At 69.4% G+C, this 25,108-nt stretch carries 20 protein-coding genes; 14 read left to right on the forward strand and 6 right to left on the reverse strand.

Annotated features, from left to right (window positions below; genetic code table 11):
* Position 1 precedes the first annotated feature (1 nt).
* Positions 2-667: a hypothetical protein gene (locus tag Q9Q40_11455; GenBank protein MDQ7007836.1), complete on the reverse strand. Its 666-nt coding sequence runs from the start codon at positions 665-667 to the stop codon at positions 2-4.
* 486 nt (positions 668-1,153) lie between these two features.
* Here Q9Q40_11455 and Q9Q40_11460 point away from each other — a divergent pair, with 486 nt between their 5' ends.
* From Q9Q40_11460 to Q9Q40_11475, 4 genes are all read left to right on the forward strand, one after another.
* The gene (locus Q9Q40_11460) at positions 1,154-2,479 is read left to right on the forward strand and encodes a sodium-dependent transporter (protein ID MDQ7007837.1); all 1,326 of its coding nucleotides are present in this window, start codon (positions 1,154-1,156) and stop codon (positions 2,477-2,479) included.
* Positions 2,480-2,492: 13 nt separating this feature from the next.
* Positions 2,493-3,014 carry a nitrophenyl compound nitroreductase subunit ArsF family protein gene (locus tag Q9Q40_11465; protein ID MDQ7007838.1) on the forward strand — a complete coding sequence of 174 codons (522 nt, stop codon included), beginning with the start codon at positions 2,493-2,495 and terminating at the stop codon, positions 3,012-3,014.
* The gene (locus Q9Q40_11470; protein ID MDQ7007839.1) at positions 3,011-3,703 is read left to right on the forward strand and encodes an aromatic aminobenezylarsenical efflux permease ArsG family transporter; all 693 of its coding nucleotides are present in this window, start codon (positions 3,011-3,013) and stop codon (positions 3,701-3,703) included. The genes Q9Q40_11465 and Q9Q40_11470 overlap by 4 nt, the downstream gene beginning before the upstream one ends.
* Positions 3,704-3,947: 244 nt before the next feature.
* Positions 3,948-7,367: a PDZ domain-containing protein gene (locus tag Q9Q40_11475; protein ID MDQ7007840.1), complete on the forward strand. Its 3,420-nt coding sequence runs from the start codon at positions 3,948-3,950 to the stop codon at positions 7,365-7,367.
* 189 nt (positions 7,368-7,556) lie between these two features.
* Here the strand turns inward: Q9Q40_11475 and Q9Q40_11480 are convergent, their stop codons facing one another.
* Positions 7,557-8,339, reverse strand: a complete 783-nt coding sequence (locus Q9Q40_11480) for a thioredoxin domain-containing protein (GenBank protein MDQ7007841.1) — start codon at positions 8,337-8,339, stop codon at positions 7,557-7,559.
* 129 nt (positions 8,340-8,468) lie between these two features.
* Here Q9Q40_11480 and Q9Q40_11485 point away from each other — a divergent pair, with 129 nt between their 5' ends.
* Genes Q9Q40_11485 through Q9Q40_11495 form a run of 3 tightly spaced genes read left to right on the forward strand, consistent with a single transcriptional unit; the run spans position 8,469 to position 11,145 of the window.
* On the forward strand, positions 8,469-9,146 hold the full coding sequence (locus tag Q9Q40_11485) for a hypothetical protein (protein ID MDQ7007842.1): 678 nt from the start codon (positions 8,469-8,471) through the stop codon (positions 9,144-9,146).
* Between the two features lie 32 nt (positions 9,147-9,178).
* Positions 9,179-9,925, forward strand: a complete 747-nt coding sequence (locus Q9Q40_11490) for a hypothetical protein (protein MDQ7007843.1) — start codon at positions 9,179-9,181, stop codon at positions 9,923-9,925.
* A complete protein-coding gene (locus Q9Q40_11495; GenBank protein ID MDQ7007844.1) occupies positions 9,922-11,145 on the forward strand; it encodes a M20 family metallopeptidase in 1,224 nt (407 codons plus the stop codon). Before Q9Q40_11490 ends, Q9Q40_11495 begins: the two co-directional genes overlap by 4 nt.
* A gap of 1 nt (position 11,146) precedes the next feature.
* Here the strand turns inward: Q9Q40_11495 and Q9Q40_11500 are convergent, their stop codons facing one another.
* Positions 11,147-11,542, reverse strand: coding sequence for a hypothetical protein (locus tag Q9Q40_11500; GenBank protein MDQ7007845.1), 396 nt, complete (start codon positions 11,540-11,542; stop codon positions 11,147-11,149).
* Between the two features lie 152 nt (positions 11,543-11,694).
* On the opposite strand from Q9Q40_11500, the gene Q9Q40_11505 reads away from it, so the two are divergent.
* Positions 11,695-11,985 carry an HU family DNA-binding protein gene (locus Q9Q40_11505; protein MDQ7007846.1) on the forward strand — a complete coding sequence of 97 codons (291 nt, stop codon included), beginning with the start codon at positions 11,695-11,697 and terminating at the stop codon, positions 11,983-11,985.
* Between the two features lie 132 nt (positions 11,986-12,117).
* Here Q9Q40_11505 and Q9Q40_11510 read toward each other — a convergent pair whose 3' ends face one another.
* On the reverse strand, positions 12,118-13,911 hold the full coding sequence (locus tag Q9Q40_11510) for a S8 family serine peptidase (GenBank protein MDQ7007847.1): 1,794 nt from the start codon (positions 13,909-13,911) through the stop codon (positions 12,118-12,120).
* 343 nt (positions 13,912-14,254) lie between these two features.
* Here Q9Q40_11510 and Q9Q40_11515 point away from each other — a divergent pair, with 343 nt between their 5' ends.
* The gene (locus tag Q9Q40_11515) at positions 14,255-15,058 is read left to right on the forward strand and encodes a glycosyltransferase family 2 protein (protein ID MDQ7007848.1); all 804 of its coding nucleotides are present in this window, start codon (positions 14,255-14,257) and stop codon (positions 15,056-15,058) included.
* The gene (locus tag Q9Q40_11520) at positions 15,055-15,360 is read left to right on the forward strand and encodes a YhbY family RNA-binding protein (GenBank protein ID MDQ7007849.1); all 306 of its coding nucleotides are present in this window, start codon (positions 15,055-15,057) and stop codon (positions 15,358-15,360) included. Before Q9Q40_11515 ends, Q9Q40_11520 begins: the two co-directional genes overlap by 4 nt.
* Positions 15,361-15,367: 7 nt before the next feature.
* Here Q9Q40_11520 and Q9Q40_11525 read toward each other — a convergent pair whose 3' ends face one another.
* Entirely contained in the window at positions 15,368-16,291 is a 924-nt protein-coding gene (locus Q9Q40_11525) for a DUF481 domain-containing protein (GenBank protein MDQ7007850.1), read from the reverse strand.
* Positions 16,292-16,385: 94 nt separating this feature from the next.
* Here Q9Q40_11525 and Q9Q40_11530 point away from each other — a divergent pair, with 94 nt between their 5' ends.
* Genes Q9Q40_11530 through Q9Q40_11540 form a run of 3 tightly spaced genes read left to right on the forward strand, consistent with a single transcriptional unit; the run spans position 16,386 to position 22,532 of the window.
* A complete protein-coding gene (locus Q9Q40_11530) occupies positions 16,386-18,794 on the forward strand; it encodes a penicillin acylase family protein (protein MDQ7007851.1) in 2,409 nt (802 codons plus the stop codon).
* Positions 18,794-20,716 carry a glycosyltransferase family 39 protein gene (locus Q9Q40_11535; GenBank protein ID MDQ7007852.1) on the forward strand — a complete coding sequence of 641 codons (1,923 nt, stop codon included), beginning with the start codon at positions 18,794-18,796 and terminating at the stop codon, positions 20,714-20,716. Before Q9Q40_11530 ends, Q9Q40_11535 begins: the two co-directional genes overlap by 1 nt.
* Positions 20,717-20,729: 13 nt before the next feature.
* Positions 20,730-22,532: a CPBP family intramembrane metalloprotease gene (locus Q9Q40_11540; protein ID MDQ7007853.1), complete on the forward strand. Its 1,803-nt coding sequence runs from the start codon at positions 20,730-20,732 to the stop codon at positions 22,530-22,532.
* A 14-nt stretch (positions 22,533-22,546) separates the two neighbouring features.
* Here Q9Q40_11540 and Q9Q40_11545 read toward each other — a convergent pair whose 3' ends face one another.
* Positions 22,547-24,649: a hypothetical protein gene (locus Q9Q40_11545; GenBank protein ID MDQ7007854.1), complete on the reverse strand. Its 2,103-nt coding sequence runs from the start codon at positions 24,647-24,649 to the stop codon at positions 22,547-22,549.
* Between the two features lie 243 nt (positions 24,650-24,892).
* Here Q9Q40_11545 and Q9Q40_11550 point away from each other — a divergent pair, with 243 nt between their 5' ends.
* Complete coding sequence (locus Q9Q40_11550) at positions 24,893-25,105, forward strand: hypothetical protein (GenBank protein MDQ7007855.1); 213 nt, start codon at positions 24,893-24,895, stop codon at positions 25,103-25,105.
* Positions 25,106-25,108: the final 3 nt, after the last annotated feature.

Below are 25,108 nucleotides of genomic sequence, written 5' to 3' on the forward strand. Positions count from 1 at the left end.
GTCAGCGCATGTGGAGGAACTCCTCGCCGAAGGCTTCGAGCCCCGCATCGTCGAGCAGGCCGATGGCACCGAGGGCGGGCTGGGCGCCGTCGGCCAGCACGGGCGCCTCGCCCCGGGGAGCGCTGCGGCGGGAGAGAAAATCAGCCAGGCGTTGGACCTCGGAGCGCAGCCATGCGGCTGCCCGCTCGCCCACCTTCAACCCGGCAAGGGCTTCGGTGTGCTCGGCGGGCCAGATCCTGGCGAACCATCCGGCGCCGTAGGGATCGTCCTTCAGCGCGTCGGGAAGGCTCTCCGGGGCCGCGGGATTGACGGCCACGACAACCCCCGTGACCGGGGAACAGATCGCCAGCGTGCGACCTTTCTCTTGCAGGTGGGCGAGGGGGCGACCCCGCTCCACGTGGGTGCCGGCCTCGGGCAGTTCCACCCGATCGACCCGGCCCAGGGCCTGGGTCACCAACTCGTCGGCGCCGACGCGGATCTCTCCCACGTCGGTCAGGGAGGCCCAACTGTGGCCCGAGCTGAGAAAGATGCCTCGCGGATAGCGCAGCGGGGAGAAGGCCGCCACCGGCTGCGCCTGATCGGCGCGCCGGCGCCGCTCGTAGCGCAGCCGGACCAGGTCGATGGCGATGAAGAGGACGATGGTCAAGATGACGAGGACGGCGGTCATGATCGACTCCCTTCGGGGCGCTCCATCTACGGCGCCGCACCCCGGTTCAAGCAAGATCTGTGCCGCCCTTGGGGCCGCCCCTAACGAGTTCATTTTTAAGGCGTTATGTGGCATTCAACACCACCGCCGAGTCTCGCGTATGGAGTTTTTCTACAAGGGGCGGCCGCTGGCCGGCCCGGAGGCCGGCAAGTCGCGGCGGCCCAGGGCCTTGGCCGTGTGGAGGATCCCAACGCCGGCTGTTGCGCTTTTCAGCGCCCGCTCTGCCAGGCCGCCTGCGAGCCACGTCCCTTCCCCCTGGCGACGTCCCTTTTCCTTCTCGACTCCCCGCCACGGCTCGCCGAGGCGGGGGCCGAAGAGGGCTGGACCCCCGGAAGGGCGCTGGGCCGGTTCCACCGGGGGTACCGTGCCAGGCCTCCTTACATCGCCGGCTCGGACCGCGGTATAGTCCCCCGGTTGGGGGGCCGAGGAGAGGGATTCGTGGCAGCCATGACCAAGCGAGGGGCCTTCGGGTCACGGATGGGCTTCATCCTGGCCGCTGCGGGGTCGGCGATCGGGTTGGGGAACATCTGGCGTTTTCCCTACTCCGCCGGTCAGCACGGAGGCGCGGCGTTCATCCTGGTCTACCTCGTCTGCGTGGTCGTACTCTGCCTGCCGGTGCTCTTCGCCGAGTTGGCGATCGGCCGCGCGTCCCAGAAGAGCCCCGTCGGCGCCTTCGCCCGTCTCGCGCCCTCGAGCGCCTGGCCCCTGGTGGGGGCTTTGGGGGTGATCACGGGATTCGCGATTCTCGCTTTCTACGCCGTGGTGGCGGGCTGGACCCTGGGCTACCTGGGGCGGGCGCTGGCGGGTCGCTTTTCGGGAGCCCTGACGAACGAGGAAAGCCTGGCGGCCTTCCACGCCATTTCCCGGGCGCCGGTCGCCTCGATCGCCCTGACAGCGCTCTTCCTGGTGCTGACGGCCCTGGTGGTGCGCTCCGGCATCCAGGGCGGCATCGAGAAGGCTTCGAAGATCCTGATGCCGATCTTCTTCGTCCTGCTCATGGGGCTGGCGTTGCGGGCGGTGACCTTGCCCGGCGCCGGTGCCGGGCTGCGCTTCCTCTTTCACGTGGACCTGTCGAAGATCACGCTCTCGGTGGTGGTGGGAGCCCTGGGACAGGCCTTCTTCTCCCTCAGCCTGGGAATGGGCGCGATGATCACCTACGGCTCGTACCTCTCCCACGACGAGCGACTTCCCGGAGCGGCGTTCTCCGTCGCGGCGGCGGACACGGCGATCGCCTTGCTGGCGGGGTTGATCATCTTCCCCGCGGTGTTCGCGGCGGGAGGGGATCCGGGAGGAGGCCCCGGACTGGTTTTCGTCACCCTCCCTTCGATCTTCCATCACTTGCCGCTCGGTGGCCTGTTCGCGGTGGCGTTCTACGCGCTGCTGGCCATCGCGGCCCTGACCTCCACCATCAGCTTGCTCGAGGTGGTGGTTTCCTATTTCGTCGATGAAAAGGGCTGGTCGCGGGAGCGCACCACCTGGCTGGTGACAGCCGCCTGTTTCTTGCTCGCGGTGCCCTCGGCCCTGTCGGAGACCTTTCTCGGTTGGCAGAATGTCATTTTCGGCAACTACGGCCTGACCGTGGGGGCCTTGCTGATCTGCCTTTTCGTCGGCTGGAAATGGGGGATCGCCTCGGCCCTCGAAGAGATCGCCCGGGGCGGGTCGCCCCTGCCCCTCGGATCTGTCTGGGGCCTGGTGATACGCTACGTGGCCCCCCTGGCCATCGCCGTGATCCTGGCGGGCGTCATCGGCTGGATTCCCGGCGTGGAGTTCTGAGGCAGGAGGAAGCATGCCCCAGCGCCGACCGGTGGCTGTGGGATTGGTCGTGCTGGTCCTGGTCGTCGTCTCCCTGGTGGCGGCGAAATCCTGGTGGCCGCGGGCCCAGGCTCCGGCATCGTGGGCCCTGGAGCGCTTTGCGGGTCAGCCTCCGCGCTTCGTGGTCTATTACTTCTATTCCGGCTTTCGTTGCCGCACTTGTCGCAGGATCGAGGATACCGCCCAGTCCCTGCTCGAGGAGCATTTCCGCGCCCCACTCGACGGCGGGGTTCTGGCCTGGCTGCCGCTGAACATCGACGAACCCCGGTACAGGCATTTCCACCGGGACTTCGAGATGCCCTCGCGCACCCTGGTGCTCGCCGAGTTCGCCGGTCAGCCGCCGCCCCGGCGCTACCGGCGCCTGGACCAGGCCTGGTCCCTGGCCCATCGACCCGAGCGGCTGGCAGCCTACATTCGCGAAGAGGTGGACGCTTTCCTGGCGGGGCGGGCTCCGCCGGGGGACGGAGCCGGTACCCCGCGGGCAGGTCCCCCGTGATCGAACTGTTCTGGGCTTCGATGGCGGCGCTCTGGCTGGGCGTACTGGTCTCGATTTCGCCTTGCCCCCTGGCTTCCAACATCGCCGCGGTGGCCTACATCGGCCGGGAGTCTCACCGGCCGTGGCGGGTGCTGGCGGCGGGGCTTGCCTACGTGGCCGGTCGCGTGACGGCCTATACCTTGCTCGGAGCGCTGATCGCCGTCAGCGTGGTGTCGATGATCGACCTCTCCGGCTGGCTGGAGGGCGTGGCTTTCCAGTTGCTGGGACCGGGGCTGATCGTCACCGGACTCTTTCTGCTGGGATGGCTCGGTACGGGGGGGGCGGGCAGCCGCTGGGCCGAGCGCCTGCGCCGGCGGGGCGCGGCCATCGGCGGTATGGCTGGGGCCGTCGTGCTGGGTCTGCTGCTGGCCCTCTCCTTGTGCCCGGTATCGGCCGCGCTCTTCTTCGGCAGCCTGGTGCCCCTGAGCCTCAAGCACGGCTCGGCGGTGGTGGTGCCCGCCGTCTTCGGCGTCGGGACAGGTCTGCCCGCCTTCGTCTTCGCGCTGCTCTTCGCCGGTGGAGCGCGGGGTGTGGCGCGGGCCTATTCCCGTCTCGAAAGCCTCGACCGCGTCGGGCGCAGGTTCAGTGGCTGGGTCTTCATCGCCGCCGGGGTCTACGAGAGCGCCTGCGCCCTGGTGCGGTGGTGGTGAGAGCCCAGGGGTAGCGCCGGGTCGCGATCGCTGATCGCCGTTTTTCCGGGGCGTCTCGTCCCGGGGCGACGGTCGGGCACGGTTGCGGCGGGGGCCTGGCGGCAGGCGGCGATGCCCGGGAAGCCGGTGGTTGCCAGCAGGCTGTGAGCGGTGGGCGCGGCGGTGGGAGGTGCGGCTATCATCGGCCGACCGTCCCGCTTCCGGCCGCACGCTCGGGCGGGCGGGTGACCGTGGAGGAAAGTCCGTGACGACGAAGTCGACGCTGTATCGTTTGCCGCCCATCCTGATCCTGCTCGTCCTGCTCGCCGGCTTGGCGATCCCGGCCTCCTCTGTCCTGGCCGAGGTGGCGCCCCATCCTGGAATGCTCCGTTCTCCGGATGTCTCGGCGGAGAGCATCGTCTTTCTCTATGCCGACGATCTCTGGCTCGTCTCCCGGGAGGGCGGCCTGGCCGTTCCCCTGGCCAGTCCCCCGGGACCCGAATTGCGTCCCCGCTTCAGCCCGGACGGTCGGACGATCGCGTTCACGGGCAACTACGACGGTGACTCCGAGATCTACACCCTGCCGGTGGGGGGTGGTGTGGCTCCCTACCGGGTGACCCATCATCCCGGCAGGGAGACGCTGGCCGACTGGACGCCCGACGGCAGGCTGATGTTCTACACCGCCGCGATGAACCGCAGCAGCCGGATACCCCGGCTCTACACGGTCGATCCCGCCGGTGGCCTGCCCGAGGCGCTGCCTGTGCCCTACGGCACCAAGGCCTCGCTGACCCCCGACGGGCGGCTGCTGGCCTACACGCCTACCAATCGCGACGAGCGTTCCTGGAAGCGTTACCGCGGGGGTATGGCCTCCGATATCTGGATCTTCGACCTGGTCGAGCACAGTTCCCACCGCGCCACCCGCTGGGAGGGCACCGATACCGAGCCCATGTGGCATGGCGGCAAGCTCTATTATCTCTCCGACGCGGGACCGGCCCACCGGCGCAACGTGTGGATCTACGATCCCGCCACCGGCCGGCGAGAGCAGATCACCTTTTTCGAGGAGTTCGACGTCCGTTACGCCGCTATCGGACCGGGAGAGGGGGGACGAGGCGAGATCGTTCTGCAAAACCGTGATGCCCTCTACCTGCTCGACCTGGGCAGTCGCCGCCTGCGTGAGGTGCCGGTGCGCATCCCCGGGGCCCGGCCCACCTTGCGGCGGCGTCACGTGGATGCCGCCAAGTTCGTCTCCAGCTGGGCCCTGTCTCCCTCGGCCAGGCGGGCGGTGGTCTCCGCCCGGGGTGACGTGTGGACCCTGCCCCGGGAGCATGGCTCGCCGCGGAATCTCACCCGTACCGGCGGCGTCGCCGAACGGCGGCCGGAGTGGAGCCCCGACGGCAAGTGGATCGCCTTCTTCTCCGACGCGAGCGGCGAGTACGAGTTGACCCTCGCTCCGGCCGACGGCCGGGGGGAGAGCCGGATCCTGGCCCGGGGACAAGCCACCTTCTACACCGGGATCGCCTGGGCTCCGGATTCGAAGAAGCTGCTGGTCACCGACAAGGCGGGCGCCCTGCTGCTGGTTGCGGTGGAAGACGGTGAATTCCTCGAGATCGACCGCGACCCCCTGGCCGCTTCCCCCTCGGTGAGCTGGTCACCCGACAGCCGCTTTATCGCCTACGATCGCCGGGGCGAGGGCCTTGGCAACGCTTCGATCTGGATCTACGACGTGGAGAAGAACGAGAAGCACCAGGTCACGTCGGGGATGTTCAACGATTTCGGTCCCACCTTCGATCGCAAGGGCAAGTACCTGTTCTTCGCTTCCAGTCGCCACTTCTCACCCCTCTACGGTGAACTGGATACATCGTTCCTCTACGCCAAGACCGAGATGCTCTTCGTGGTGCCGCTCCAGGCCGACCAGGCTTCGCCCTTCGCGCCCAAGAGCGACGAGGAGAAGGTCGGCGAAGACGAGAAGGCCAAAAACGGCGACGAGGCCGAGGCGGAGACCGGTACGGCCGACAAGAAGAAGGGCAAGAAGGCGAAAAAGAAGAAGGGAAAGAAAGGCGACGGGGAGACGGACGTCGCTGACGCCGGGAGTGACAAGAAAATCGAGGTGGAGATCGATTTCGACGATTTCGAGCGTCGGGCGGTGGCCCTGCCGGTGGATCCCGGCGTTTTCGGACGCCTGGCCGTCAATGACAAGGGACACCTGGTCTACCTCCGGAGCGGTGTGCGGGGTAGCGGTGAGAAGCCCTCGATCATGATCTTCGACCTCGAAGACGACGAGCGGGAAGAAAAACTGGTTTCCAAGGGGGCCCACGGCTTCGATATTTCCGCCGACGGGAAATCGTTGCTGGTGATGCGGGCCGGCGCCGCCTTCATCCAGAAGGCGGCGGCGAAATCCGACAAGGACGCGAAAAAGGTGGTCACGGCGGGGATGGACATGTGGGTCGATCCCCGCGAGGAGTGGCCGCAGATCTTCAACGACGCCTGGCGCTTTCAGCGTGACTTCTTCTACGACCCCAACATGCACGGCGTCGACTGGCCCGCCATGCGTGAGCGCTACGGCGCGATGGTGGCCGACTGCGTCACCCGTGACGACCTCAGCTTCGTCATTCGGGAACTGATCGCGGAACTCAACGTGGGACATGCCTATTACTTCGGTGGTGACAGCGGTATCCACTCGCCTCGTCTGCAGGCGGGTCTGCTGGGAGCCGACTTCGAGCTTGAAAACGGCGCTTTTCGCATCCGTCACATCATCGAGGGCGGGCCCTGGGACGTGGACGGTCGCGGACCCCTCAGTCAGCCCGGGGTGAAGGTCGCCGTCGGCGACTACCTGCTGGCGATCAATGGCGAGCCTCTCGATCCGGCGGCCGATCCCTGGGCGCCGTTGATCGGCAAGATCGGTCGCGCGGTGACCTTGACGGTCAGCGCCAAGCCGCGGCTCGATGACGACGCCCGGGAGATCGTCGTTGAACCGATCAGCCTCCGCGACGAGATGGGCCTGCGCTACAGGGAGTGGGTCGAGCGGAACCGGGCCTACGTGGCCGAGAAGAGCGGTGGCCGTATCGGCTATGTTCACGTGCCCTCGACGGGTATCGGTGGTCAGAACGAACTGGTGCGGGGTTACTTCAGCCAGCTCCGTCGAGAGGCCTTGATCATCGACGATCGCTGGAACTCCGGCGGCCAGATTCCCACCCGTTTCATCGAATTGCTCAACCGGCCGCGGACCAACTACTGGGCGCGGCGGGACGGCGAGGACTGGGTCTGGCCCCCGGATGCCCACGAGGGGCCGAAGGTGATGCTGATCAACGGCCTGGCCGGTTCGGGAGGAGACGCCTTCCCCTGGTACTTCCGCCAGGCCGGGTTGGGCAAGTTGATCGGTACGCGCACATGGGGCGGCCTGGTGGGCATTTCGGGCAACCCGCCGCTGATCGACGGCGGTGCCGTGACCGTGCCGCGCTTCGCCTTTTACGAGAACGACGGTACGTGGGGGGTCGAGGGACACGGCGTCGATCCCGACATCGAGGTGATCGACGATCCGGCCCTGATGGTGGACGGCGGTGACCCGCAACTCGACCGGGCCATCGAGGAACTGCTGGCGGAACTCGAACGTTCGCCCCGCAAACCCGTCCAGCGGCCGCCTTATCCGAATCGCCGCGGCATGGGCATACCCGAGGCCGACCGCTAGCCGTTCGCCGGGTCTCCTCGATGCGGGGGCACCGAGCTTCCGCCGGAGGCTCGCTGCCTCGCTCGGGGAGACTTTCTCGGCGGACTGCCGGCCGGGCCTTCGGGTGCGTCGAAACAGGCGGCAGGCGTCGGTGGCGACCGGTCCTGCTGGCGAGGGTTCCCGGCCGGGGCGCCGTGACCCGCCGCCGCTTCAGGGCGTGACGCCCGGGAACTCCTTGTCGAGGCGTCGGCGGGCCGCCGCGGCCTCGTCCTCGTGACCCCGGGCGGCCTCGGCGTTGGCCAGGGCGAGCAGGGCCCGGGCGCGGATTGCGTCCGAAGAGGCCGCGTCCGCCAGCCGGCGCAGGATCTTCACCGCGGCCGCGTAGTTCTCCGCCGCGGCCTGGGCCCGCGCCAGGTCCAGTTCGAGGCCTTCGCGGACGGCATCGCGTTTCTTGTGGGCCTTGAGGGCGCGGCGCAGCACTCCGCAGGCCTCTTCCGGGTTGCCCACGTGGGCCAGGTAGCGCCCGACGCGGGCCAGGGCCCGGGGATCCCGCTTTTCGTCCCGCAGCTCCAGGTACTCCGCGTAGCCCTCCCGCACCGCGCCCAGCAGGGCGAGCATCTCGTCGGCCGAGACGAAGCCGAGAGCCCGGCTGATCTCGTTGCCCTCGTCGTCGAGGACAAGCACCGTGGGGAAGGCCTCGACCCGGTAGCGCTCGATGAAGACCTTCTGCACGTCGGCGTCGACCTTGACGGGGATGAAATCTTCGATGGCCTCGACCACGTCGGCCCGGCGATAGGTGGTTTCATCCATTTCGCGGCAGGGTACGCACCAGATGGCCCAGACGTCCACCAGCACCGGCTTGCCGGTCTTGCCGCTCTGTTCGAGGGCGCGGCCGACACTCTCGCCCCAGGCGATTTCTTCAGCGGGGCTGACGGCTCCGGTCGCCATCAGGGCCAGCAGGCAGCCGGCCAGGGCCATCACTCGGCTTGTCATCACTCGGGGTCTCCTCGGAAGGTCGATGCCGGGTTCTCCGGCGGCCCGTACCGCCGCCGGCCGGGGCTCGCGGCGGCCCAGGCCATGTATCATGATAGCCCGTCTACTGCGGGACGAGGAGGCAACGGTATGCGTGGAGCCTGGCCGGTGGCGGCAGCGCTGGTCGTCGGGGCTTTTTTCACCGTTTCGGCCCGCCGGTCGACCCCGCCCGGGTCCGATGATCCGGCCCGGATTCCGGTGGCCGCCCAGCTTTCCACCACGCGCCTGCGCGCCGATCTCGACGGTGACGGTCGCCGGGAGGTCCTGCGGCTGGTCAACGCCTTGACCGGATCGGAAACACCGGAGAAGGGCGTGGAGGTCGCCCTGGGGATCTACGACGAGGACGGCAAGACACTGCTCTGGAAACGTTACGTGATGCAAGAGACCGGCTCGCCGGCCCACGACGGCGAGTTGACCGCTGTCGACCTCGACGGTGACGGCGGCAGCGAGCTGGTTCTCTCCTGGGACCGCTCCCTGGTCGCCGGGCGCGTGGACCGTTGGGCCGAAATCTACGCCGTGGACGATCCTCGCCGGCCGCGCCGCGTGTGGGAAGGTTCGTGGGAGCGGGACACCCGTCGGGATGTCACCACGCCGGAGGCAGAAAGGGAGTGGTTTCAGTGCGATATCGACTACGGGGCGACTCGGCGACAGGCCGGCCGCGCCATCGTGCTGCGCAAGAAGATCCGCGCCCGGGGGGGGAAGGTCCTCGATCCGCCCCAGGTTTCGCTCTCCACCGTCTCCTTGCGCTTGCGGCCCTCGGGACCCTGACCTTCGTTTTCGCACTGGGAGCCGAGGGAGGCGTGCGTCGCTACCGCCTCGACGCGGCTGATGGCCTGCCGGGGGCCTACCGGGTCTCGGTCCATCCCGACAAGGGCGGCGCATGGCATTTCATCGCCGACTGGGAGGGCCGTGCGGTGGCCGGCCTGTGGCTCGAGGACAAGCAGGGCAAGACCTTGATGCGCAAGGTCGGGGCCTCACCCCTGCGTCTCGATGCCCGGATCGAGCCCCCGGAGGGCAAGCGCGCCGAGAAACTCGTGCTGCGCTTCGCGCCCACCACCTCCCGGGGCGTACTCACCGGTGTGCTCGAGATCCACCCGCCCGGGAAGCCGCCGCAGCCCGCTGCTCGGGACGCCGAACCCGCGTCTCCAGCACGGCCCCTGGCCCTCGGCGCCTGCCTGCTGGAGCCGGGGCGGGAAGACGCCGCGGGGCGCGCTCTCGAGCGACTCGCCGTCGTGTTGGCCGAGGCCGACGCGTCCTCCCGCCGCTGGGTCCGGAGGCAGGCCGGCAAGCTGCGTGACCTCCTGGCCGAGGCTCTCGAGCCCCGGCGGCTGCGGCGGCGCCTCGACGAGTCGTGGGAGCGGCTCCGGCTCGATCCCCCTCCCGGGGAAGAGATCGGGCGGTCCTGGCGCGCCCTGCTGGCCTCGGTGGAAGACCTGGTGCGCCGCCAGTCGGCCCGTCGGAAGAACGGCGCCGGGCCGCGGTTGCAGCAGATCGGTGCGCTGCTCGGTTGCCTCGAGCCCCAGGCCGAGGAAGGAGGGTCTCCGTGAGCGATGCGCGTTCTCCTCTCACCGACTGCCCCCTGCGTGGATGGCTGGCCGGGCGCCGGCAAGCCCTCGGCAAGGCCCTGGTCGAAGACTACCGGGCCCTGCACGAGATACCGGAACTGGCCTTCGAGGAGAAGGCCACGGCCCGCTACCTCGTCGAGCGTCTCGAGGCGCTGGGCCTGTCTCCGCGGACCGGTATCGAGGGAACCGGGGTGATCGTCGAACTCCCCGGGGGCGGGCCGGGGCCGACGGTGATGCTGCGGGCCGACATGGATGGCCTGCCCATCGAGGAACACCCCGAACACGATCCCCGTTCGCGTCATCCCGGCCGGATGCACGCCTGCGGTCACGACGGCCACATGGCCATGGTCCTGGGAGCCGCCCGGGCCCTGGTCGGGGGGGGGCCGGCCCTGCCGGGCCGGCTGCTGCTGCTCTTTCAGCCCGCCGAAGAGGCTGGAGGCGGCGCGCGGCGCATCGTGGAGGCGGGTTGGCTCGATCGCCTGAAAGTCGATTTCGTTCTCGGGCTGCACCTGTGGTCCTTCGCTCCCCTGGGACAGGCGATCATTCCTGACGCGACGGTGCTCGCCTCCTCCGACGAGTTCCAGGTGCGCTTCGGCGGGCCCGGTGGACACGGAGCCCTGCCCCACGAGACCCAGGACGTGGTGTTGGCCGCCGCCCACCTGGTGGTGGCGCTGCAGGGTGTCGTCTCCCGGGACGTGGACCCGGTGCGTCCCGCCGTGCTTACCGTCGGTCGGCTGGAGGCCGGACGGGCGCCCAACGTGATCCCCCGGCAGGCCCTGGTGGAGGGCACCTTCCGCGCCGGCGACGGCGAGACCCGAGCCCGGGTGCTCCACCGCATCGGCGAGGTGGCCCACGCCATCGCCCGGGTCCACGGGGTCGATGCGGAGGTGGATTTCGGCACGGGCTACCCCGCGACGGTCAACGACGGGGCCGTGGCAGCGGTGTACCGCGCGGCGGCGGAGGAGGTCCTGGGCCGTTCGGGAGTGGCGGCGGGTCCGCCGACGATGGCCAGCGAGGACTTCGCCTTCTACCTGCAGCGCCGGCGGGGAGCCTTCTGCCTGTTGGGCATGGCCGACGAGGCCGGCGGTTCGCACCACCCCCACCACTCGCCGGCGTTCCGTGTCGCCGAGGCGGCGCTGCTCCCCGGTCTCGAGATCCTGCTGCTTGCCGCCTGGTCGCTGATGGCCGCCCCCCCGGAGTGAGTCAGTCGGGAAACTGAATGTGCTGGATCGCCCCGTGGGAAACGAAGATCTTCTCGTTGTTGTCCGCGGGATCGGAGGGGATCAGGGTAAAGCCCGCCGACCCCTCCACGTAGTCCGGTGTGAAGCCGAAGATCACCTCGCCGTCGGAGAAGGTCACCACGCACCTGCGTCCCGGCGCCTTGCCCGGGCCGAAGCCCGGGGGCGGATCATATTTTTTGTCGCCCAGGAAATCTTTGACGTAGAACAGGGCCTTGAGGCCCGACACCTGGAGCTGAAGGGGAATCCCACCCCCTTCGGCGGGCAGGACGTGGAAGTATTCCCGGCCGGGATCGAAATCCCGGGTCACCCCCTTGTGCACCTGTCCGTCGAGGGTGTGGGCGACGACTTTTCTCTCCACGATTTCGTCTCCTGCCGTTGATCGCTCCGGGCGATTCTACCCCCTCGGCGGAGCCCGCGTCTCATCGGGGCAAGGCGGGAACCCTGGGCGGGGTGCCGGGAGCGTGCGCCGGCCGCCGCGAGCCGGTAGATGGTGGGGGGAGGATCGCCGGGATGACGCGTGGAGAGATGATTGCCGAGCTGGCTCGACGGGGTGGTGTGACGCGCCTGATGGCGCGCACTGTCTTCGACCTGCTCTTCGGGGTCGGTGATGACGATGGCCTGATGTTGGAGGGGCTGCAGAAGGACGGTCGAGTGGTCGTGCCGGGCTTCGGCACCTTCTACCTGCGGCGGCGCGGGGCGCGGGTGATGATCGATCCCCGGACGGGCCGACGCAGGACGCTCGATGCCGCCGACGTGCCGGCCTTTCGTCCGGCCCCCAGGCTGCGCAGTCGCCTGCGCTGACCGTCCGGATGCCGCCCCCCCAGCCGGCCAGCTGGGAACGACATTTTTCGCTCCACGGTGAAAAGTATGGGAGGCGCCGTTCGCACGGCGCCTCCCTGGAGGAGGGTCATGCCCCGGAGCCGGGGAGGGACATCAGTCGCCCCAGAGGATCCCGTCGGCCCAGAGAATGCCGTCGGCCCAGAGAATTCCATCGCTCCAGAGGATGCCGTCGGACCAGAGGATGCCCTGGCCGTCAAGGGTCCAGCGCATACCCTGGCTGCGGTAGAGCTGATTGCCGAAGTACCAGCCGTTGGCGAAGATCACGCTGCGGCCCCAGGGAACGTTCTCGCCCGCGATCGCGTCCACCGGAGCGAAGCGCAAGGCGAGATTGGGAGTGGCGCTCTCGCCGGGCAGCAGGTTCCCTGGGTTGGGTACGATCTGCTGAACCATCTCGAGAGCGCCGACGGCGTTGACCAGGCCGGCGCCCTGTTCGAGCGTGTTGAAGCCGGTCAGCTTCTGGGCCGTGTACATCAGGGTCGCCTTGACCAGCGACGGCGTCAGATCCGGTCTCTGGGCCAGCAGCCGCGCCGCGATGCCGGAGACGATCGGCGCCGCCATCGACGTGCCGGAGAGTTCGAGGTAGCTTTCACCGATCCGCAGCTCCGGGTGATCGATGACCAGGCGGCAGTCCGGGGAAAGGGTCGAGACGATCTTGTTGCCGGGGGCGACCAGGTCGGGCTTGATCAGGTTGTCATAGTCTTTCTCGTCTTCGGAGAGAGTGCCGTCACCATCGAGATCTTCACCGCGGAAAGAGCGGGTCGGTCCCCGTGACGAGTAGGTCGTCACGCCGTCGTCGGCGCGGGCGTCGGTCTGGAAGGTATTGGCCGCGCCCACGGTGATCACGCGCGGCGCGTTGGCCGGGGAGAGAATCCCGCCGTAGATCTTCTCGCCGTTCTGGGTCTTGCCCACGTTGCCGGCGGCCACGACCACCACCAGTCCGTTTTCGACGAGCTTGTCCACGGCCGCGCAGAGGGGGTCGTTCTCGTAGGACTCGTAGGGTGCGGTGCCTACCGAGAGGTTGACCACGCGAATGTTCTGGGCCGCGGCATTGTCGAGCAGCCAGTTCAAGGCTTGCAGCAGCCCATCCAGGGTGCCGGTGCCGGTGTCGTCGAGGACCCGCAGGTCGAGCAACTCCGCCTGCGGTTCGATGCCGCTGTAGGTGCGAAGTCCCGTGCCCCACATCAACGCGCCGTTACCGGCGATCAGGCCCGCCACGTGGGTCCCGTGTCCATAGGGATCCCAGGATCCGCTCGGCGCCTGGCCGGTGAAGTCCAGGTGACCGAGAATTCGGCTGGTTCCGGGCTGTCCGTCCCTGCTGAAGTCAGCGTGGTCGGCGATGCCCGAGTCCACCACTGCGACGCGCACGGCGGTGGGAGAAGGGCCTGTCACGGCCGCCATCGCCCTGACGCCGGTCGCCACGCGAACATGGCTGTCGAGGGCGGGGTCGGCTGCGAGGAGTGACCTGTCGTTCGACGCGGTGGGCAGCGCCGCCATCAACAGGGCACGATTGGGCGTGACGTATTCGACCGCCGCCGCGTTCAGGATTGCGGTCAGCCTGTCCACCTCGATCTCGACCACGGCCAGGCCGAACGCCTGGTGGTCGGCGACGACCGCCCCGCCGACCAGGGCCAGGTCTGCGACGAGATTCGCCGCCGTGTCGTAGCTGATCACGACACGAACCCGGTCGCTGGGGGTGTGGCCGTCGAGCGAGAGGGCCAGGTCGGGCGCCGACTTGACGTGGCCGTTGACGGCGACCTGGATGGCCGTCAGGTCGGGCACGATGCCGGCGGGTGTTCCCACGGCCTGCTGCGCCATGACCGGCGCCACCAGGGCCAGCAGGGAGAGGAGCGAGGCGGTCCATGCTGCAAGCGATCGTCTGGTCATCATCTTTACCCTCTTCTCTGCCACATGCTTGATGCTGGGTTTGTGGCGCCTGCGGGAGACAGTTGGTCTCCCGTCGGACAGGCACAGCGCGCGCCCACCGCAGGGCCTCCGTAGTGCAAGAGCCGCGCCAGCAACGAAATGCAAGGGGCAGGAAGTTCCCGGACGTTTTCGGTTCGGACGCGTCGTGCCCGGGGGGTGTCGAAATTGCCGAACAGCGGACAAAGCGCCCGGACACGTTCTCGCGCGGGCTGCTGCCGGAGTGGGTTCGAGGCGATAGACTGCGGGGCATGGCGAACCGCGGCGCGAGGTCGGAGGCCGGGGAAAGATACGACATGGGAGGTACGAGATGGTGAAACCAGCGGCGCCGGAAGCTCCCCGTCTGAGTCTCGCCGTCATCACCTTCAACGAAGAGAAGCACTTGCCGCGGCTGCTCGAGGCCGCCCGGAACTTCGCCGACGAAGTGGTCGTCGTCGACAGCGGGTCGACGGACGCCACCGTCGCCATCGCCCGTTCCCATGGCGCCCGGGTGATCGAGAGCGACTGGCCCGGTTTCGGCCGACAGAAGCAGCGCGCCCTCGAAGAAGCCCGGGGCGAGTGGGTGCTCTCGCTCGATGCCGACGAGCTACCGGACGCGCAGCTCACCGAGAGCCTCGCCGCCGTGGCCCGGGGGGAGGGCGACGAGTTCGACGGCTACGCGATGGATCGGCTGACCGCCTACCAGGGCGAGTACATTCGTCATGCCTGGTCGCCGGACTGGGTGTTGCGGCTGGTGCGCCGCGGGCGAGGCCGCTGGACGGACCGGCCGGTTCACGAGGCGTTGGTGGTGGACGGCTCCGTGGGACGGCTGAAGGGCAAGCTGCTGCACGACTCCTACGAGAATCTCGCCGATCACTACACGCGCCTCGTGGCCTACTCCCGGCTGAGTGCCGAGAGCGCCTACGCCCGGGGGCGGCGCTTCCACTGGAGTCAGCTCCTGCTGCGGCCGCCGGCCGCTTTCCTGCGCCGTTTCCTGCTCAAGAGGGGCTTTCTGGACGGTGTGCGCGGCTTGCTCGTGGCGGGGGCCACGGCCGTGGGGGCCTTCATGAAGTACGCTTTTCTCTACGAGTATCAGCGCGAGCGGCGCATCGAACAGAAAGAAGGCGAGAGATGACCGACGAGACCCGCTTTACGGCCGGGGGCAAGCAGCGCCGGGCGATCCGGGCGGCCCTCCACGACGAGCGTGCCGTGGTCCAGGTGGGCAAGGCCGGACTCGAACCGGAGGTGATCGTTTCCGTGGAGCAGGCCCTCGCCGCCCGGGAGGCGATCAAGGTCGCCGTGGGCCGCTCGTGCCCCCTGGCGCCGGCGGAGGTGGCCGCGACACTGGCCCGGCGGGTCGGTGCAGAGGTCATCGAGCGCAAGGGAAGAGTGATCTCTCTCTACCGCCCCGCGGAGGAAAATCCGCCGGCCCGCTGAGCGAGGCTCACCACTTCATCACGAGGGATGTGGAGAACACCGAATCCAACGTGTCGAAAGTGAAGATCAAGTCGGGTCCGAGATCTCCCTGGGGGTTGGGGAAGACCTTGAACTGGGGCTGCCGGTCGTAGTTCAGCGTGTAGGAGACCTTGAGCGCCAGGTGATTGTTGATCGTGGTGCTCAGGGCTGTTTCGGCGTTGATGCGAAGGTCCTCGGTGTCGTTGAGGTTTTCGAGCACTTCGATCGAGCCATGGAGATCGGTGGTGTCGGTCAGCGCGCGACTGTACTTCATCGCCAGGCGAGTGCCGAAGTAGGATTTGTTGGTGCCGGTGACCGGCGTTTCCCGGGTGCCGTCGAAACCGGCTTCCATGCGCAGGGTGTTCTTCGGCCGGGCCTTGCCGCCGTCGACCAGCAGCAGGGACATGCCACCGCCCACGGCGGCCCGGGAGGACAGGCCCGCAGGCCGGTTCTGCTCCCAGCTCCCCGAGACGAACCACCCCAGCCTCCGGCTGACGGTTCGATTGAGTTGGGTGCGCAGGCCGTATTCTTCGGTGGTCAGGCCGCGGCTTCGCTCGAGTTGAAGGACGGGGTGCGCGGGGTCGCTGAAGTCGGCGCTGACGTTGCGCTGCCTGGTTTCGACTCGAATCGCCTTCACTTTGAGTTCGAGCAGCGTGACGGCCCACTTGGCGCTGATGGTGCTGTTCAGGCTCAGGTTGGTGCTGCGGGAATTGCCCTCGACCGAGACCAGCCCCAGGGCGGTCACCACGTTCCACCGGGGGCGACCCGCGGCCTGTTCCTGCTGCGCCGCCGCCGGTGGCCGGGTCGGTGTTTCGGTCGCCCCGGCGCCGCTGCATGGGGGGATGAGCAGCAGCAGGGCCAGGCCTAGCCGGCTGCTCCGGATCCACAGCTGTCTCGGCCCCAGGCCGTCCATGCCCCGTCTCCCAAACGTGATTGTGCTGCGGGCGGGCCAAAGATCGTATCCTTGATCGCTCTCCGGCGCCGCCGGAGCGACTGGGAGACTTTCCGTGCGATCCGAGACCCGCCCCCGATCCTCGCGTCTGCGGCGGCGCCTGCTGTCGGGTGCCGCCGTTCTGCTGCTCCTGGCGGCCCTGGTCGGCCTGGCGGGAGTCGTGGCCCTGCGCTCGAGCCTGCCCCGCCTCGACGGCGTCGTGGTCGCCCAGGGCCTCCATGCGGCAGTGAGCGTCGAGCGTGACGCCCTGGGGGCGGTGATCCTGCGTGGCGGGAGCCGAGACGACCTGGCCTTCGCCACCGGTTTCGTCCATGCCCAGGAACGTTTCTTCCAGATGGACCTGATGCGCCGCCGGGCGGCGGGCGAACTGGCGGCCCTGCTCGGTGAGGTTGCCGTGAGCGCCGACAGGCAAGCCCGGATCCACGGCTTCCGCCGGCTGGCGCGGCGGGTCGTGGCGGAGGCCTCTCCCCGCGAGCGCTCTCTGCTCGCGGCCTACACCCGGGGGGTGGGAGCGGGGCTCGCCGACCTGGGGGCACGGCCCTTCGAATACCTGCTTTTGCGCCGGCAGCCGGCTCCCTGGCGGGAGGAGGACACCGTCCTGGTTCTCGCCTCCATGTTCCAGTTGCTCCAGGACGAGGGACGCCGGGAGGCCGCCCTGGCGACGATGGCGCAGACCCTGCCCGGGTCCCTGTTCGCCTTCCTCGCCGCGTCGGGGACCCGGTGGGACGCCGCCCTGGACGGAACCCGTGTGGCCGAACCGCCGCTGCCGGATCCGGCGACGATCGACCTGCGGAAGGTTGAGCCCACGGCCGCCCCCGCAGAGTCCGGCCTCGCGGCGTCTCCGGTGGCCGGCAGCAACAACTGGGCCGTGGCGGCCTCCCGCACGGTGAGCGGTGACGCCCTGCTGGCCAACGACATGCATCTCCCCCTGGGTGTACCGAATATCTGGTTCCGCATGCGCCTCGTCCTCGAGGGGGAGGCCCCGGACGCGCCCCGGCTGGACGTGGCGGGCCTGGGGCTGCCCGGCACCCCTGTCATGGTGGTGGGGAGCAACCGGCAGGTGGCCTGGGGCTTTACCAACGCCCAGGTGGACACCTCGGATCTGGTCGTGCTGGACCTGCCCGCCGACGGCAAGGAAGACCGCTACCTCGCTCCCGGGGGATGGCGCCCCTTCGAGGTGGTCCGGGAACGCATCGAGGTGGCCGGCGGCGACGGGGTGGACTTCGAATATCGGCGAACGATCTGGGGACCGGTGGTCGGTCGCGATCCCCGGGGACGCCCCTGGGCCCTGCGCTGGGTGGCCCACGAGCCCGAGGCCCTCAACCTGGCGCTGCTCGGCCTCGAACAGGCCCACGACGTGCGGCAGGCGATTGCGGTCGCCCACCGTACGGGGATTCCGGCGCAGAATTTCCTGGTCGTCGACCGGGCCGGCTCCATCGCCTGGACGCTGATCGGGCGCTTGCCCCGCCGCCGGGGATTCGACGGGCTGCTGCCCGGGCGGTGGTGCGATGGGAGCCGGAGTTGGGAAGGGTGGATCGATCCCGCCGAGGTGCCGACGATCATCGATCCGGCCGACGGAGTGCTGTGGACCGCCAATAACCGTACGGTGGGGGGGGAGGCCCTGGCCCGGCTCGGAGACGGGGGGTACGACCTCGGTGCCCGCGCCCGGCAGATCCGGGACGACCTGCAGGCTGTCGAGCGCCACGACGAACGGAGCCTGCTGGCCATTCAGCTCGACGACCGGGGCCTGCTGCTCGAGCCCTGGCGACGGCTCATGCTCGAGACGGTGAAGGCGGCGGGGGTCGGTGGCGAACGGGGCGCTCGCCTCGCGGATCTGCTGGGTGCCGGCCCCCTGCGGGCGCAGCCCGCCTCGGTGGCCTACCGGCTGGTTCGGGGCTTCCGGCTGCTGGTCATCGAGCGGGTGCTCGGGCCCCTGCTCGCTCCCTGCCGGGAGGCGGACCCGCGGTTGGGTGCCGGCTACCTGCGCCAGGTGGAAGGGCCGGTCTGGCGGCTGCTCACCCTCCGGCCGCCCCATCTGCTCGGTGCCGACTACGACACGTGGGATGCCCTCCTCGAGCAGGCCCTCGACGATCTCCTCGACCAGGTCGACGATCGCGGCGGCCTGGCGGCCTTCACCTGGGGCCGCCGCAACGTGGTGCGGGTGCGGCACCCCTTTTCACGCTCTCTTCCCTGGCTGGCCCGCTGGCTCGACCTGCCGCCGGCGGCCCTGCCGGGAGACACCCACATGCCGCGCGTCCAGGGACCTGGTATGGGCGCGTCCGAGAGAATGGTGGTTTCCCCGGGGCACGAGGAGCGAGGGCTGCTGCACATGCCCGGTGGGCAGAGCGGCCACTTCCTGTCTCCTTTCTACGGCGCCGGGCAGCAAGCCTGGGAGCGGGGCGAGCCGACCCCTTTTCTGCCCGGTCCGGTCGAGTACCGGCTGCGACTCGAGCCCGCGCCGTGATGTCCTTCGCACGGCGGATCGATCCCTCGATCGCGGGCCCTGCCGCCGTGGCCCTGGTGCTGCGGGGGCTGCACTTCGTCTTCCTGGCCCGGCGCGATCCCCTCTTCGCGATTCCCGTGGTGGATGCCTGGTTTCACTTCGGTCAGGCCCAGATCATCGTCAGCCAGGGCTGGCTGCTGCCCCACTCGGGGGCCTTCTACAAGGGGCCCTTCTACTCCTACATGGCCGCGGTGCTGATCGCCGTGCTCGGTGACCACACCGCCGTGCTGGCGGCGCGGGTGGTCGCGCTGGTCTGCGGCGTGGCCTCGGTGGTTCTGGTGGCGCGGCTGGCCCGTCGTCTGGCCGGCCCGCGCGCCGCCTGGATCGCCGGCTGCGCCCTGGCCTGGTGGGGGACGGCGATCTACTTCGACGCCACGCTCCTGCTCACGCCACTGGTGACGCTGATGCTGTTGGCGACTGCCGACCGCCTGCTGGCGGCCCTGGATGGACCGCCCCACGGTTTTCTGGCCGCCGCCGGCGCCCTGCTCGGACTGCTCAGCATCACCCGGGCCAACGGCCTGCTGGCCGTCGTCGCCGCCGCCTGCTGGGCCATGCTGGCGGCCCGGCGCGGGTGGCTGGGCGAGGTGACGATGGCCCGGGCCGCGGGATCGGTGCTGATTCCCGCCATCCTGGTGGTTTCGCCCGTGACCCTGCGCAACACCTTCTACGCCCACGACCCGGTGATCGTCTCCTGGAACGGGGGCATCAACCTCTTCATGGGCAACGACCCGGCCTTCGACCAGGGATCGGGAAACTGGCACCCTGACCTGACCTGGACCCGACTGTACACGGCACCGGAAAAGCTCGGCCTGACCCGGGGCAGTGAACATCAGCGCTTTTTCCTGCGCCAGAGCGTGCAGCGATGGCTCCACGACCCCGCCGGTGGCGCCGCCCTGCTCGCCCGCAAGGCCCTGTTGCTGCTGACGGCCTACGAGATTCCCAACAATCGGCGTTTCGATTCGGTGCGCGCCTACTCGCCGATCCTGAAGGTGTTGATGGCCCACGGTTCGTTCTGGGCCCTGCCACTGAGCCTCGGAGGGCCGTGGCTCGCCGCGGGCCTGGTGCTCGCCGCCGCCGGCGGGCGCCGGCGCGGGGGGCTGGCCCTGTTGCTGCTGGCGGTGGCCTGGGCCGCCGCCCCGGTGCTCTTCTTCAACACCGCTCGCTACCGGTTGCCCGCCCTGGTGTTGTTGATGCCGGTGGCGGCGGCCGGGTGGGTCGGGGGGCGGCGGGGCAGGGCGAGAGTCGTGGCGGCGGTGGTGGGTGGGACCATGCTGGTCGTGGGAGCCGTCACCATGCCCAAGGACTCCATGCTGCCGCCCCCGGACCCGGTGTTGCTCGGCGATGTGCTCGACCACGCCGGCCGCTCCGATCAGGCCCTCGAGGCCTATCGCCGGGCCTGGCAGGCCGAGCCGGACAATCCCTTCTCCCTGGCCCGGCTGGGCGATGCGCTGCAGAAGGCCGGGCAATGCGAGCAGGCGCTGCCGCTCTATGCGCGGATCGAGCACGACGCCGCCCTCGATCGACCGTGGCGACAGGCCGCCGTACGCTCTCGCGGGCGCTGCCTGGCGCTGTTGGGTCGCTTCGACGAGGCCGAGGCGGCCTATCGTGAATTTCTCGCCGACGACCCGGATCATCCGACAAGCGGTGAACGTCCCGAGTTCTTCCTCCGGGACATCCCGCCGATCACGGCCTGTGAGTACCGGGGAGAATTGGCCGATCTCCTCGTCCGGGCCGGTCGGCGAGAGCTGGCGGTGGTCGAACTGGGGCGAATCCTGACGGAGTGCGCCGAGGCCGAAGAGCTGAGCCGCCGGGCGCGCCAGGCCTTGCGCCGACTCTCGGGCGAGACGATCTTCCGCCAGCGAGGGAGGAGGCCGTCACCATGAGGAAAGGGGTTTGATGACGCTGCGAGACCTGCTCTCCCTGGCGCTGGTCGGCTTGCTGTTGCCGGTGTTACCGGTCCTCGCCGCTCCTCCCCCGGACGCGCCCCCCGATGGGGCGGCGGCCTTCGGCCCCCTGCACAACTTCGGCCCCTACCGCTGCCTGGCCCGGTGGGACGAGGGCTCGTGGCTGCTGGGGACCCGCGGGCAGACCCTCCGCCTGGATGCCGCTTCGGGAGAGGTGATCGAAAAGTGGCCGGAGCGGTTGGACCGCCTGGCCGAGGCGCGTGACGGTTCCCTGTGGGGCCTGAGCGACGGCCGGTTGGTGGTGTTCGACCGCGGAGCCGATCCGCCCTCGAAGCTCGTCGCCGAACGGGACTACGACCGCCTGGCCTGGTTGGCGGCGGTCTCGGCGCGGGAGGCGTGGGTGCTCGACCCCCCGGATCGGCTGGAGCGGATCCAGTTCGCGGGAGGGGAGCCGCGGATTCTCGCCCTGGAACTCTCCGCCCCGGCGACGGGGCCTGTGCTGGTCGACGGCCAGGGCCGGCTCTACTGGCTCGGGGCGTGCCTGGAGTCCCCGCCCGCGGCCCTCGGGCGTCCCCGGCGATCGCGCCGCTGCACTCTTTTCACACTGGGGGATCCGGGGGAAGCGCCCCGGGCGCTGGCCGACGGCATCGATGATCTGGCGCTGCACCCCGACGGCCATCTGGCGGTGCTGACCAGCGAGGGCGGCGTGCGGCATCCCGACGGGAGTCGGGAAGATCTTCCCTCGCCTCGACCGGGTCCCGGGGCGGAGACCTTCCTGGCCTTCAGCCCGGGGGACACCCCCTGGCTGGTGGACAGTCTGCATGGCGAGATCTGGGCCTTCCAGGCGGGACAATGGCTTTCCCAGCCACCGTTGCCCCGGATCCTCGGCGGCGTGGAGGCCGTCGTCGCGGGCCGGGAAGACGGCGAGGTACTGGTTCTCGGGGTGGGCGCCCTGGCGGCCTGGCGCCCGGGCCGGCCCGCGACCTTCGTGATCCAGGCTCCGCTTCAAAGTCGCCTGCCGACAGTGATCTGGCTGGTGGCCCTGGCGGCGGTCATGGGCCTGGCGGCAGCCTTCGTCGGCGGTGTCCTGGTCTTCCAGCGGCTGCGGCGGGAGTCGGGTCGGCCCTGGTCGGCCCTCGATGGTCTGACCGGCGTGCTGGCCTTCATCGTCGGCCAGGTGGTGACGCAGTTGTCGCTCCTGGTGGGCCTCGGCTGGCGCCTCGAGGATCCCAGGGCGCTGCTGGCCGCCTTCGCGGGCGGTGCGGTGGCGGCGGGAGCCTGGCTCGGCGGCCGTCTGCGCGCGCGGGGCCGGCGCTGGAGCGAGATCGGCCTGGGTACCCGTCGGCTCCGGCGGGATGTTCTCTGGGGCCTGGTGGCGGCCCCGCCCGCCTGGCTTGCCGTGACCGCTGTGGGCCTGGCCGCCGAGCGTCTGGGGCTGCCGGAGTTTCTCTACAGGCAGAGCGGCGCGGCGCAGATCTTCGACGTGAGAACTCCGGCCGACATCGTCCTGGTGGCGCTTATCGGTGTCGTCCTGGCCCCCTTGTCCGAGGAGATCGTCTTCCGCGGTTTCCTGCTGACATCCCTTCGCCACCGCTGGGGGGACCTGGCCGCCCTGCTGGCAACGTCGGCGATCTTCGGCGCGATCCATGGGGAAGGCGTGATGACCGTGGGGCTGCTGGGCCTGGCCTTCGGGTGGCTCACCCTCCGGCGCGCGAGCCTGTGGCCCGCGATCTGCGCCCATGCGCTGGTCAACGGCGTGTCCCTGGCGCTGCTGATCGCCGGCGTGGCCCGATAGCCTCGAACCGTGCCTCAGGGGGCGACCTGGAAGTCGGCCCGTGCCCGCACGCCCCGGGGGAGGGGATGGTCGGGGTCGAAGGGGATCTCGCTGACCAGGGTCGGGTCGGCGGTCGCGTCGAGCACCGCGAAAGAGTAGGCGCCGGGTTCCAGGCTGTACTCCGGAAGGGTCAGCAGGGCCGGCGCGCAGAACGGTCCCCGGGCCCTGGTGGGGGCCACGTGGAGGGCGTCCGGCGAAAAGGCCTGGACGACCTGGGCGCCCTGGCCTTCGACCCGTCGCAGCAGGAAGTGGCGCATGCGCGCCCCGGCGTCGGCAGGATCGGGCCCGCACAGCAGGTAGCGCAGAAAGATCCGATCGGCCACCGTGGCCGGCGCGTGGTCGTCCACCTGGCGGGCCACGGTTCTCGCCTTGTCACGCTCGATCGTTTTCGCGCCCGGTTGCCAGAGGAAGTCACGTCCCGAGGCGGCCTGGACCCGCGCTGCGTAGATCGTCCATTCCTTTTCACCCTTCTTCCGGATCATGGCCGCGCTCTGGCCGGCTCCCGAAAGGTCGGTCGCCATGTCGGTGATCACGCCGCGGGCGGTGTAGAGCCCGTCCTTCTTGAACAGGCAGGGGAGCTGCACGGCGATGCCGGCGGTGGAATCGGGGCGTGGCGGCCGCTTGAGACGGATCTCGAGCGGTCCCGTCTTCTCGGCCCCCAGTTCGCAGACCGGGAGCGCGCTGCGACCCGTGTCATGGAGCACGACCGCGTCGACGAGAATGCGTGCCCGGACGCCGCCTTCGGGGAGCGGCAGCCAGGTCAGATCCCGCAGCGGCGCGCGCACCCGGACCGGCAGGATTTCACGATCGCCGATCTCCATCGGGTAGGCCAGGGTCGTCACCACGGCGGGATCGTTGAAGTCTTCGGGGGAGAAAAGGGCGGCGATCCGCCGATTGCGGCGCACGGCCTTGAGGCTGGGTAGGGTGATCTGGGACGGCGCGACGACCCGGTAGTTCCACATGTCGGGGTACTTGGTCGTGTCGATCTTGACGACCAGGTTGTGCCGTTCGGTGCGATCGGGATTCGATGGCACCGGAAGGCTGAGCAGGTAGTGGCAGGAAAGCTGCTCGGCGACCCCTTCGAAGACCTGGGTCAGTCGCCCGGTGCGGCGGATGGACTGGCCCCCCGTCTCTTGCGCCAGTAGCGATAGCAGCTCGGAGGCGCCGCTCTTGCGGCGCGAGAGACCTTCGACGTCCACCGTCCAGATCCGGAAACCCAGCTTGGCCAGTTCCCGCAGGCCCTGGACCGCCTGGTCGAACCGCTCGACGCGTAACATGCGGAAGGCCTCGGAGGAGAAGAGAATGACGGCCTTGGCTCCCGGCATGCTGCTGTGAGCGCGCAGGATCGCCTCGAGGGCCGCCATGCCGGCCTCGGGGTCGACGGTGCGCTGGGCCTCGAAAAAGAGCGAGTTCATGGTGATCTCGGCTCCGGCGGCGCTCTGGTCGTCGGTGAAGAGCTGGATCGGCGAGGGGCCGAAGGACTCGAGGAGGCTGCCGAGGGTGACGCGTTTCATCTCCGGTACGTCTTCCGTACCGGGAGCAACGAACTCGCCACCGCGGAAACTCGTGCCCCGAACGATTTCCGCCGCGCGGTGCAGGGCCTGGGGGTCCTTGGTGAAGCCATCGGTCAGTTGTCGTACCTGGCGCGTCAGGCCGTAGATCTTGTAGACCTCCTGCCCCTCGGGGGCCTTGTCGGCGATCTGGTCGATGGCCTCGGCGACGCGGAATCGCCCGCGGGCGTCGAGGTAGTTGAAATCGACGACCGTGATTACCGGCACCTGGGGCGGTGGGCCGGAGGTGGTGGCGTGCTCCTGCCGGCAGAAGACGTCGAACTTGACTTTCGACCGCTGCTGGTCGCTCAGCCGGCGACCGTCGAGACGCAGGTCGAAATGCTGGAGGGTCAGGCCCGGCACCGATGCGTAAGTCTTCGCGTTCGGGTCCAGTACCGAGACATCCACCTGCACCATGCGGATTTCGACCCGTTCTTCCTTGGTCGTCGCCAGGGGACGGTCGTCCGCCGCGTCGGCGGGCGCCCCCGCCGCCATCAGGACGAGGCAAAAGAAGGGAAGAGCGGACATGATGGAAAGAACCGGTTTTTTCACAAGAACCCCCTGAACTCCCGATTCCGGGGAGAGACCGCGGCGCCGGGACGGCACAGGGAAAACGATATCACTTCCCCCGGCAACGTTGAAAAATCGCGAACAGTCCTGTTGCAGCGGCGGGATTTTCGGGGCCGGGCCCTCAAGTCGGCCCCCCTCCGGCCGATGAGTACGTAGACCGGGAGTGTGGCCTGCCGCCTCCGGGTCGGGAAAGGGGCGAAGATGCTTGAAGTCAATCCGCTCAACTCGCTGCCCCAGCACAAGGGTGTCGCTCAGCCGACCAGCGCCGAAGTGGAGAAGAAAAAGGAAAAACAGACCCGGGCCAGGAGCCGGGTGGGCCAGCCGCCGGACACGCGAAAACCCCATGCGCCCAGCTCCGACGGCCATGCCGGCCCCGGCGGTCGTCCCGGGTCTCACCTCGACGTGAAGGGCTGAACG

Source organism: Acidobacteriota bacterium, assembly GCA_030949985.1.
Taxonomy (GTDB): Bacteria; Acidobacteriota; Polarisedimenticolia; order J045; family J045; genus JALTMS01.